Source organism: Anoxybacillus sp. MB8, from assembly GCF_011006755.1.
In the GTDB taxonomy this organism is placed as follows: domain Bacteria; phylum Bacillota; class Bacilli; order Bacillales; family Anoxybacillaceae; genus Anoxybacillus; species Anoxybacillus gonensis.
In genome coordinates this window covers 1-11,369 of sequence record NZ_RXXX01000059.1, presented here as the reverse complement: position 1 = coordinate 11,369, position 11,369 = coordinate 1, and the positions used below count along the sequence as shown (strand labels likewise).

The window sequence follows — 11,369 nt, the reverse complement described above, 5'->3', positions numbered from 1 at the left end:
GTGGCCGATCACCCTCTCAGGTCGGCTACGCATCGTCGCCTTGGTGAGCCGTTACCTCACCAACTAGCTAATGCGCCGCGGGCCCATCCTGCAGCGACAGCTTGCGCCGTCTTTCAACGAAACGTCATGCGACATTCCGTGTTATCCGGTATTAGCACCGATTTCTCGGTGTTATCCCCGTCTACAGGGCAGGTTGCCCACGTGTTACTCACCCGTCCGCCGCTAACCAAATAGAAGCAAGCTTCTATTTGATCCGCTCGACTTGCATGTATTAGGCACGCCGCCAGCGTTCGTCCTGAGCCAGGATCAAACTCTCCATAGAAAGTTCATATCTCTAGCTTCTTTACGCTTTTCGCTTCGTTCAGTTTTCAAGGAACATCTCTACCGCTCTTTGAGCGACCTTTTTAATATAACATTTACTGTTTTCTTTGTCAACACTTTTTTATTTTTCATAAATTGCTTGTTTCAATCAGCAATAAGTATATTATCAAAAACAAAATATCTCGTCAACTGTTTTTTAAAAAAATAAGGCTTGGAAGTAATGACCCAAGCCTCTCAGTCTGTCACTATAGTAGTTACTCAACTAAAAATGCAAAATATAGAATGAAAACAACAAATAAACCGTACATAATTGGATGAATTTCTTTCGCTTTACCTTTCGCAATCATTGTAATTGGGTAAAAAATAAACCCAATCGCAATTCCTGTTGCAATACTATACGTTAAAGGCATTGAAATTAATGTTAGAAATGAAGGAACAGCAATTTCAAAACGAGTCCATTCAATTTTTCCAAGCGATGATACCATTAGTACACCAACAATAATCAATGCCGGTGCTGTGACTGGTGCTGTCACAACCGATAACAGTGGAGAGAAAAATAACGCAAGCAAAAATAAAATTGCTGTTACGACAGAAGTAAAACCTGTACGTCCACCAGCCGCTACCCCAGCTGAGGATTCAATGTACGATGTTGTTGTAGACGTCCCTAAAATTGCTCCAACAACCGTTGCACAAGAATCAGCAAAAAGCGCTTTCCCGGCTCGTGGCAATTTATTATCTTTTAATAACCCTGCTTGATTCGCGACCGCCACTAGCGTTCCTGCGGTATCAAAGAAATCGACGAATAAAAATGTTAGCACAACAGCTAGCATTTTAATATTGAAAATTTGGTCAAGATGTTCAAAAGCTACTCCAAATGTAGGTGCTAAACTCGGTACAGAACCAACTACTTTTGTTGGTACATCGATTAATCCTGCAATCATTCCAACGACAGCTGTAACCACCATTCCAATGAAGATTCCGCCGTTTACACGACGAACCATTAAAATAACGGTAATGATTACTCCAAAAATAGCCAACAATGTATTCCCATTTGTTAAATGACCTAGGCCAACAAGAACTGCGTCATTATTAACAATAATACCTGCGTTTTGGAATCCAATAAACGTAATAAATAACCCGATTCCTGCACCAACCGCATATTTTAAATCTTCTGGAATTGAGTTAATGATTTTTTCACGAATACCACTTAGCGTAAGTAAGATAAAAATCATTCCAGACATAAGAACGCCAGATAACGCTGTTTGCCAAGGAATACCCATCGTTAATACAACAGTAAAAGCAAAGAAAGCATTCAACCCCATCCCCGGTGCAAGCGCAATAGGATAGCGCGCAATTAATCCCATTAACAAGGATCCAACAGCTGCCGCAATAGCCGTCGCCGTAAATACTGCACCTTGATCCATTCTCATTTCATTCGGTAAATCTGGTACAGCACTTAATGATAAAACAGCTGGATTAACAAATAAAATATAAGCCATCGATAAGAAAGTTGTTAAACCTGCAACAATCTCTCTCTTGTAATTTGTACCAAACTCATCAAATTGAAAATACTTCTTAATCACTTCAAGTCCCTCCATATGTTGTAATAAAAAGAAAAACGCTTCTAGCAAACTACCAGAAGCGTTGACTATGATGCATAATGCACAGAACATAGAGAGGAACCAAGCAGATCCCTCTCCCCCACATTACACATCGTAGTCAAGCTATTTACGGTAGCTTGGTAGAGACTCCCGAGCCATATTCTCGAGATTATACGATGTATCCTCTATTTACTTTACACATACATTCTAACAACAAAACGGAGTAGAGTCAAGTTAAATCACGAACATTTTTTTATTTAAATATTTTTTTGTTCGCTTTTACTCCCATTCGATTGTTGCCGGTGGCTTGCTTGTAATATCGTAAACAACGCGATTAACATGAGGCACTTCGTTTACAATACGTGTAGAAATTACTTCAAGAACATCCCAAGGAATGCGCGCCCAATCCGCTGTCATCCCATCAATCGACGTTACAGCACGAATGCCGACCGTATAATCATACGTGCGGGCATCTCCCATCACCCCAACGCTACGAATGTCAGGGAGTACCGTGAAGTATTGCCAAATGTCATGATCAAGTCCTGCTCTCTTTATTTCTTCACGCAAAATCGCATCCGATTCACGAACGATTTCTAACTTCTCCTCTGTCACTTCACCTAATACACGAATGCCAAGTCCTGGACCCGGAAACGGCTGACGCCATACAATCTCGTCTGGAATACCTAACTCTGTACCGAGTGCACGCACTTCATCTTTGAAAAGTGTATTTAGCGGTTCGATTAGTTTAAATTTCATGTCTTCCGGTAAGCCACCAACGTTATGATGTGATTTAATCGTTTGAGCCGTTGCTGTGCCGCTTTCAATAATGTCGGTATAAAGCGTACCTTGTACTAAAAACTCAATGCCATCTAGCTTTGCTGCTTCGTCATCAAACACGTAAATGAACTCATTCCCAATAATTTTTCGTTTTTGCTCTGGATCACTTACACCTTTTAATTTATTTAAAAACCGTTCTTTTGCATCCACTTTAATGACGTTCATATGGAAACCTTCACGGAACGTTTTCATGACACTTTCTGCTTCCCCCTTGCGAAGCAAACCGTGGTCAACAAAAATGCACGTTAACTGATCGCCAATCGCACGATGAACGAGAACAGCTGCTACCGACGAATCAACACCACCACTTAAAGCGCAAAGCACTTTTTTATCGCCTACAAGTCTACGAATTTTACGAACTTCGTGCTCAATAAAGCTTCCCATCGTCCAATCGCCTTTACACTTACAAATGTGAAACACGAATCGTTTTAACAATTCATTTCCATATACTGAGTGGCGCACTTCTGGGTGAAACTGAACGGCATAAAACTTTCTCGTTTCATCGCTCATCGCGGCAATCGGACAAGATGGGCTTGTCGCCTCAACGGTAAACCCTTCTGGCGTTTTTGTCACTAAGTCGCCATGACTCATCCAAACAATTTGCTCTGTCGGTAAGTCACCAAACAGTTGCGACGCACGTTGTACCGTAATCGTTGCTTTCCCATATTCCCGATGAGTCGCTTTTTCAACTTTCCCACCTAAATGATGCGTCATTAGCTGCATGCCATAACAAATACCTAAAATCGGAATGCCTAACTGAAAAAGTGCTGGATCGCACGTCAATGCTTGTTCGTCATATACACTATTTGGACCACCCGAAAAAACAATCCCTTTTACATTCATTTGTTGAATTTGCTCTGCTGTAATCGTATGTGGATGTAGCTCGCTGTACACACCAAATTCACGAATACGGCGCGTAATTAACTGATTGTACTGGCTACCAAAATCTAAAACGACGATCATTTCCTGCTGACTCAAACGAAATCACCCCATCTACATATAATAAAAAAGCTAGCATTCATACCCTCGCATAAAAAAACGAAGGCAGAATTCTAGCAATATAGAACACTGCCTTCGTAGTCGGGTCATTTACGGTGTCCCGGTAGAGACTCTCGAACCATATTATCGAGGATATACGAAGGTAAGCATCTTAAATTTTAATTCATTCTACCAACTTCATTCCTCATCGGTCAAGATACCTCCGTTTTTATTAAATTTTCTAACAATTAACAACAATATATTACGTGCATATGATATATCAATGAAATAGGTTACAGGAGAATAACTAACTATGGATGTTCAAACGAAAGCACTTATCGGTTCATTTACTCAAGCTGTAGGTACTGTCACTTCAGCCATTGGAAGCATTCCTTTTTTAAGCGATAAGAAACAGTTCGCCCTTGATTTATGGGGAAACGTATTGCAAGCGACAGGAAACGCCCTAGAGGCAGATGCCGAGATCCCTGATACACTAGGTATATACGGAAATCAAATTCAAGCTATCGGTAACGTAACCGTTGTTGCTGGACTATTAAACAAAGATGGAAGTCAACAGGAGATCACAGGAAATTGGTTACAATCATTAGGGGGGCTCATTGCGTTTGCGGATGATTGGGAAGGTGAGCAGTCATCTTTAAGCCCAGTGGGAAATTTGCTTCAATCGATCGGCAACGCCTTACAAGCTATTGGTGGCATATGTGAAGGACGAGGAAGTAAAGAGGGAGGGCAGACGATTGGCATCATTGGGGCATGGATTCAAGCTGTTGGCTCTGTTCTTTGTTTTTTAAGTCAGTTAGAAAACAAGGCTACTCGTGAAACAAAAGAGTAGCCTTTTTTTTCAATGCTAAAACGAATCAATCTTTTTTCCAACAATAATTAAATCTCTTTTCATCCCGTCTAACTCGGCGACTTTTGGCAAATATACCCACTTCTCAAAACCTACACTCAAAAATAGTTTCATGCTCGGCTCGTTGTGCGCAAAGATAAATCCGAGCAAAGTATCAATACCAAACTTCGGACACTCCGCTATCACTTTAGCTAAAATCTTTTTCCCTAATCCTTTTCCTCTAAAATTTTCATGAAGATAAATACTTATCTCAGCAGTCGCATGATAGGCTGGTCTCCCGTAAAAAGATTGAAGGCTTACCCAACCACAAACTTCATCTCCATATTTCACCATCCATAGAGGTCTTTGATTAGGGTTGTGTTCCTTAAACCATTCCAATCTATCGTCTATCGATACGGGCTCTGTATCAGCAGTTACTAATCGACTTGGAATTGTCGAGTTGTAAATGCTAACGATTGTCGGTAAATCATCTATACTCGCTATTCTAAATGTAACATCTTCTAACATAATCATACTCCTTCGCATCGTTTCATTGTATATTTCTACATTAACATTCACACATAATTTTAAAATGTCTAAAAATAAAAAATCCCCTTATCTTTTTATAAGGGGATAGGTCCTTTACATAAAAAATGCGGGAGAAGCGACCAACGCCACTTCTCCCACACGAAAAAGTATTACATCATGCCGCCCATGTCAGGCATGCCTGGTGTATTTTTGTTTTCTTCTGGCTTGTCAGCAACTACCGCTTCAGTTGTTAAGAACATAGCGGCAACAGACGCTGCATTTTGAAGTGCAGAGCGAGTTACTTTTGTTGGGTCAACGATACCTGCTTCGATCATGTCAACCCACTCGCCAGTTGCTGCGTTGAAGCCGATGCCAGGCTTTTCTGTTTTTAAGCGCTCTACGATGACAGAGCCTTCTAAACCAGCGTTTTGTGCGATTTGACGAACTGGCTCTTCGATTGCACGAAGAACGATTTTCACACCCGTTGCTTCGTCACCTTCAGCTTCAATAGCTGCAACTTTGCTGTATACGTTCATTAACGCTGTACCACCGCCGGCAACGATACCTTCTTCAACTGCGGCACGTGTTGCGTTTAATGCGTCTTCAATGCGTAATTTGCGCTCTTTCAATTCTGTTTCTGTTGCAGCACCAACTTTGATTACCGCAACACCACCAGCTAATTTTGCTAAACGTTCTTGTAATTTTTCACGATCAAACTCAGAAGTAGTTTCCTCTAATTGAGCACGGATTTGGTTGATGCGTGCTTGAATGTCTTCTGCACGACCAGCGCCACCAACAATTGTTGTATGTTCTTTCGTTACAACAACTTTCGCTGCGCGACCGAGTGAAGCAATTGTTGTTGATTTCAATTCGCGACCTAACTCTTCTGTGATCACTTCACCACCTGTTAAAATCGCGATATCTTGAAGCATCGCTTTACGACGATCACCGAAGCCAGGCGCTTTTACTGCAACAGCTGTGAATGTACCGCGAAGCTTGTTCACAACTAATGTTGCAAGCGCTTCGCCTTCTACATCTTCAGCAATGATTAACAATGGCTTGCCTTGTTGAACAACTTGCTCTAATACAGGAAGAAGTTCTTGAATGCTTGAAACTTTTTTATCTGTAATTAAGATGTACGGATTTTCTAATACAGCTTCCATTTTATCAGAGTCTGTGATCATGTATGGAGATACATAACCGCGATCAAATTGCATACCTTCCACAACATCTAATTCTGTTGTGAAACCTTTAGACTCTTCTAATGTAATGACGCCGTCTTTACCAACGCGTTCCATTGCTTCTGCGATTAATTGACCAACTTCTTCGTCAGCCGCAGAAATCGCTGCAACTTGAGCGATTGAGTCTTTGCCTTCAATTGGTTTAGAGATCGCTTTTAATTCTTCTACTGCAACAGCAACAGCTTTTTCAATACCTTTGCGAATGCCCATTGGGTTCGCACCAGCTGTTACGTTTTTCAAACCTTCACGAATCATCGCTTGTGCTAATACAGTCGCTGTTGTTGTACCGTCACCAGCAACATCGTTTGTTTTGCTTGCTACTTCCGCAACAAGCTTCGCACCCATATTTTCAAACGGATCTTCTAATTCAATTTCTTTCGCGATTGTTACACCGTCATTTGTAATGAGTGGCGAACCAAATTTTTTCTCTAATACAACGTTACGACCTTTTGGACCTAATGTTACTTTGACTGCATCAGCTAATTTATCTACACCGCGTAACATCGCACGACGAGCTTCTTCGCTGAATTTAATTTCTTTTGCCATACATCTTACCCCCTTGATAATCATTTTTGTTAAGTATTTTTGTATGCTTTATATGTTATCAGGCGAACGATTAACCAATCACAGCTAAAATGTCGCTTTCACGTAAGATTAAGTACTCTTTTCCATCATATTTCACTTCTGTACCCGCATATTTTGAGAAGATGATGCGGTCACCAACGCTCACTTCTGGAGCTACACGCTCACCATTGTCAAGAACACGGCCTGAACCAACTGCAACAACTTTTCCTTCTTGTGGTTTTTCTTTCGCTGTGTCTGGTAAAACAATTCCGCTCGCTGTTTTTTCTTCAGTTTGAATTAATTCAATGACAATACGATCACCTAGTGGCTTCAACACGGCAAACGACCTCCTTAATTAGATTTTCGTTCCGTTATTAGCACTCATCATCATTGAGTGCTAACACACTTATTATATTAATGAACTTTTTTCAATTTTTCAAGTAGGAAGTTAAAAATTTTTCACTAAATCTTTCCCTTTTTCATTATGTCTTTCCTTTCGAAATTCATACAAAAAATATGGTAAAATGAAAAAGTACTCATTTTGTCAAAAGGGGTTGAACACGTGAAAAAGCAATATTGGTATGTCATTATTACATACATCGCCATGCAGTTATCTAGTTTAATTGGCGTTCCTTTGCTTGCACATAGCGGATTTGTTGACGCATCAAATAAAGAAGTCGCTCTATCCATTGCCTCAGGTTATTGGGCTGTCATTAGCTTCTCGATCGCTTTTCTTTTCGTTCTTTATTTCATGAGAGAAGATATGAAATATTCGTACGATCGCCATCAAGCATCTATCGGAACGTCAATTTTTTGGGGAATTGGCGGGTTCTTTCTTGCCCTTTTCGCTCAAGGCATCGCAGCAAATATTGAGATGCACGTATTTGGCGTCGAGATGGGGTCCGAAAATACGAGACGCATTGTTGAGATGGTGAAGCTAACACCAGCGCTTATGCTCGTCACTTCGATCGTCGGACCGATTTTAGAAGAAATCATTTTTCGAAAAATTATTTTTGGAACGCTGTATCAAAAATATAACTTTTTCTTATCAGCAACTGTCAGTTCCCTTTTATTTGCTGTCGTTCATTTAGAGTTTGAACATTTGCTTCTTTATGCAACGATGGGATTTGTATTTGCTTTCTTATATGTGAAAACAAAGCGTATTCTCGTCCCTATTGCAGCACATGTACTGATGAATACATTTGTCGTTGCTATTCAAACGTTATTTGCTGAAGAAATTGAAAAGATAATGAAAGAAGCAGAACAAATGCAATTCGTGATTTGGAGGCTGTTTTCATGAAGTCTGAGCCGTTGTTTTACTTTTTGATGGGCATTTTATTCACTTATTTTGCTGTTGATAGTGCTGACGATGGCATTTGGGACGTCACAACGATGCTATTTATTCTTATTGCTACATTAGATTTTGGCACCGCTATTCGTTCTTTATTGAAAAAAACCTCCCGCTCGTAAATGGGAGGTTTACTCATTTCCGTAATGTTTTAAAAAGTAAACAAGTGACTGCAATTCGACCGCTAAATCAATATGATGAACACGAATGTGTTCAGGTACATGCAGACGAGCAGGCGTGAAGTTTAAAATCCCTTTAATGCCTTTTTGGACAAGCCGATCGGTAATCGGTTGGGCAACTTGGGCTGGAACGGTTAAAATGGCTACCGTAATCCCACCTAGTTTTTCTTCCAATTCATCTAAATGATAAACAGGCACTCCTCCGACTTCCGTTCCTACTTTATCTGGATCTACATCGAATGCCATCACAATTTTCGTATTATTGTTTTTGCTAAAATTGTAATTTAAAAATGCCGTACCTAAATTACCGACACCGAACAACGCTACTTCTGTCGTTTCATCTTGATCCAACGTTTTTCTGAAAAACGACAGCAAATAATTTACATTATAACCGTATCCTTTTTTTCCAAGCGCACCAAAGTATGAAAAATCACGGCGAATCGTTGCTGAATCGACTTTTACGGCTTCACTTAACTCCGCTGAAGATACACGCTGCTTTCCTGATGCATGCAAGTTTTTCAAAAAACGATAATACAACGGTAGTCGCTTTGCGGTCGCCTGCGGAATTTTTGGTTGTTCATTATTCACGAGTCAATCCCCCACATTTCCTTTCACAAATAGTTAGCGCTTTCATTTTTCTCTCCTATACGTCTGAAAAGTTCTCCCCACTTTTAAACTATACACTATTTTTTTCATTCTGTCTTTCCTTTGTACCCTTTATTATTATTTTTGTCAAATTTGTTATTCGTACACTAGTGTTGCCGAACATCAAGAAAGTACGTTACACTATCAAAAGAAGATTGAGGTGAAAAATGATGATCATTTTACAAGTAAATCAACTATCCAAATCATATGGGGCGGAACAAGTTTTATCAGACATTAAGCTTGAAATACAAGAAAAAGACCGTATCGCGTTAGTTGGAAGAAATGGTGCAGGAAAATCGACATTATTAAAAATCATTGCCGGCCAATTGTCATATGACACAGGGGAAGTGATTAAACCGAAACACGTAACAATTGGCTACTTAGATCAATATACTGGTTTGCACGCCCATCGCTCCATTTGGGAAGAAATGCTCGATGTGTTTGCCCCGCTTCAACAAATGGAAAAACAATTGCGTGACCTAGAACAACAAATGAGCTTGCACGGTGCCGACTATGAGCGCTTACTTGAGCATTACGACCGTTTACAAATGGAATTTAAAGAAAAAGGTGGCTATCAATATGAAGCCGATATTCGTTCTGTGCTTCATGGCCTCCGCTTTTCTCAGTATGACTACACAACAAAAGTATCCACGTTAAGCGGTGGACAGCGAACGCGGCTAGCGCTCGGCAAACTGCTTCTAGCTAAACCAGATTTGTTGATTTTAGACGAACCAACAAATCATTTAGATATGGAAACATTGCAATGGCTTGAACAATATTTAAAAAATTATGATGGGGCCATTCTTATCGTCTCACACGATCGCTATTTTCTTGACCAAATCGTGACACAAGTGTATGAATTATCACGCACAAAAATAAAAAAATACGTTGGAAACTATACAAGTTATTTACAACAACGGGCGGAACAATTTGAACAACAATTGAAACTGTACGAAAAACAACAAGAAGAAATTTCAAAATTAAAAGATTTTATTCAACGAAATATTGCCCGTGCATCGACAACAAAGCGAGCTCAAAGCAGAAGAAAACAACTAGAAAAAATGAATATCATTGAAAAGCCGCTCGGTGATGAAAAATCGGCATCGTTTCGCTTCGAAATTGAACGCCCAAGCGGAAATGACGTATTAACAGCTACCAATTTAGCCATTGGTTATGATCAAATCATCGCAACAAACCTCTCATTTCGTGTCACTCGCGGTGATAGCATCGCACTTATTGGGCCAAATGGAATTGGAAAATCGACTCTTTTAAAAACGATCATTAAGCAACTCCCTGTAAAACATGGGGAACTACGCTACGGAACAAATGTACAAATTGGGTATTACGATCAAGAACAAGCTCAATTAACATCGAACAAACGTGTCATCGATGAACTATGGGATGAAGATCGATTAAAGACGGAAAAAGAAATTCGTACGATTCTCGGAAACTTTTTATTTTCTGGTGACGATGTATTGAAGCCAGTGCAAACATTAAGTGGCGGTGAAAAAGCCCGGCTCGCTCTCGCCAAACTAATGATGAAAAAAGCCAACGTATTAGTGTTAGACGAACCGACAAACCATTTAGATTTAGACAGCAAAGAAGTGCTAGAACAAGCGCTTATTGAATACCCAGGAACAATTATCTTCGTTTCTCACGACCGTTATTTTATTAACAAAATCGCAACAAAAATATACGAGTTATCCACAGACGGTCTCATTGAATATTTAGGGGACTACGATTATTACGTGGCGAAAAAAGCAGAGCTACTCGAACTTGGACAAATCGCTCAAGAGACGACAACGGACGAATCATCGTCACTAAAACGCTCATATGAAGAAGAAAAAGAACGAAAAAAATTAGAGAGACAACGAAAACGAAAAATAGAGCAGCTAGAAATAGAAATGGAACAACTCGAGCAACAAATTGCAACGTATGAACAACAATTATATGATCCTTCCTGCTACAACGACTATGAAAAAGCCCGAGATACACAAGCGAAAATTGAACAACTGAAACAAAAATTCGATGAATTATTCGAACAATGGGAACTTTTACAACAATAATGATGAGCTAGCTCCATTTGTGGACTAGCTCATCTTTTTACACAAACATATCCACAGAAAAAACATCTAAATATAAGTTATTCACGCACTTTTCCACATTATCCACAATACAATTAAAAAATTGTATGAGTAAAATGTTTGTGGGAGAAAAAAAGACAGGTTCCTGATTTGGTATAATCAGGAACCTTTCCGATATGTAAGTAAAATAGATGAA

10 protein-coding genes, 1 rRNA gene and 2 riboswitches are annotated in these 11,369 nt (G+C 39.8%); of the genes, 4 read left to right on the top strand and 7 right to left on the bottom strand.

What is annotated here, in order from left to right:
* The 3 genes from EKC99_RS14215 to guaA form a co-directional block, all read right to left on the bottom strand.
* A 16S ribosomal RNA gene (locus EKC99_RS14215) occupies positions 1-322 on the bottom strand; the annotation flags it as partial.
* Positions 323-575: 253 nt separating this feature from the next.
* The gene (locus tag EKC99_RS14210) at positions 576-1,901 is read right to left on the bottom strand and encodes an NCS2 family permease (RefSeq protein ID WP_032099481.1); all 1,326 of its coding nucleotides are present in this window, start codon (positions 1,899-1,901) and stop codon (positions 576-578) included.
* A 116-nt stretch (positions 1,902-2,017) separates the two neighbouring features.
* Positions 2,018-2,119: riboswitch (purine riboswitch) on the bottom strand.
* A gap of 82 nt (positions 2,120-2,201) precedes the next feature.
* Complete coding sequence (gene guaA, locus EKC99_RS14205) at positions 2,202-3,722, bottom strand: glutamine-hydrolyzing GMP synthase (protein ID WP_163152492.1); 1,521 nt, start codon at positions 3,720-3,722, stop codon at positions 2,202-2,204.
* A gap of 94 nt (positions 3,723-3,816) precedes the next feature.
* Positions 3,817-3,918: riboswitch (purine riboswitch) on the bottom strand.
* A 132-nt stretch (positions 3,919-4,050) separates the two neighbouring features.
* On the opposite strand from guaA, the gene EKC99_RS14200 reads away from it, so the two are divergent.
* Positions 4,051-4,587, top strand: a complete 537-nt coding sequence (locus EKC99_RS14200; RefSeq protein ID WP_055442045.1) for a DUF6944 family repetitive protein — start codon at positions 4,051-4,053, stop codon at positions 4,585-4,587.
* 15 nt (positions 4,588-4,602) lie between these two features.
* Here EKC99_RS14200 and EKC99_RS14195 read toward each other — a convergent pair whose 3' ends face one another.
* The 3 genes from EKC99_RS14195 to groES all read right to left on the bottom strand — a co-directional run bounded on the left by EKC99_RS14195 (position 4,603) and on the right by groES (position 7,254).
* Positions 4,603-5,112, bottom strand: coding sequence for a GNAT family N-acetyltransferase (locus EKC99_RS14195; RefSeq protein ID WP_163152488.1), 510 nt, complete (start codon positions 5,110-5,112; stop codon positions 4,603-4,605).
* 170 nt (positions 5,113-5,282) lie between these two features.
* On the bottom strand, positions 5,283-6,899 hold the full coding sequence (gene groL / locus EKC99_RS14190; protein ID WP_006323915.1) for a chaperonin GroEL: 1,617 nt from the start codon (positions 6,897-6,899) through the stop codon (positions 5,283-5,285).
* A gap of 70 nt (positions 6,900-6,969) precedes the next feature.
* Complete coding sequence (gene groES, locus EKC99_RS14185) at positions 6,970-7,254, bottom strand: co-chaperone GroES (protein ID WP_004888755.1); 285 nt, start codon at positions 7,252-7,254, stop codon at positions 6,970-6,972.
* Positions 7,255-7,479: 225 nt separating this feature from the next.
* Between groES and EKC99_RS14180 the strand changes: the two genes are divergently transcribed.
* Positions 7,480-8,217 carry a CPBP family intramembrane glutamic endopeptidase gene (locus tag EKC99_RS14180; RefSeq protein WP_009362637.1) on the top strand — a complete coding sequence of 246 codons (738 nt, stop codon included), beginning with the start codon at positions 7,480-7,482 and terminating at the stop codon, positions 8,215-8,217.
* Positions 8,214-8,387, top strand: coding sequence for a YdiK family protein (locus tag EKC99_RS14175; RefSeq protein ID WP_009362636.1), 174 nt, complete (start codon positions 8,214-8,216; stop codon positions 8,385-8,387). The genes EKC99_RS14180 and EKC99_RS14175 overlap by 4 nt, the downstream gene beginning before the upstream one ends.
* A gap of 9 nt (positions 8,388-8,396) precedes the next feature.
* Here EKC99_RS14175 and EKC99_RS14170 read toward each other — a convergent pair whose 3' ends face one another.
* A complete protein-coding gene (locus EKC99_RS14170) occupies positions 8,397-9,032 on the bottom strand; it encodes a redox-sensing transcriptional repressor Rex (RefSeq protein WP_009362635.1) in 636 nt (211 codons plus the stop codon).
* A gap of 227 nt (positions 9,033-9,259) precedes the next feature.
* On the opposite strand from EKC99_RS14170, the gene EKC99_RS14165 reads away from it, so the two are divergent.
* The gene (locus EKC99_RS14165) at positions 9,260-11,155 is read left to right on the top strand and encodes an ABC-F family ATP-binding cassette domain-containing protein (protein WP_163152490.1); all 1,896 of its coding nucleotides are present in this window, start codon (positions 9,260-9,262) and stop codon (positions 11,153-11,155) included.
* Positions 11,156-11,369 lie beyond the last annotated feature (214 nt).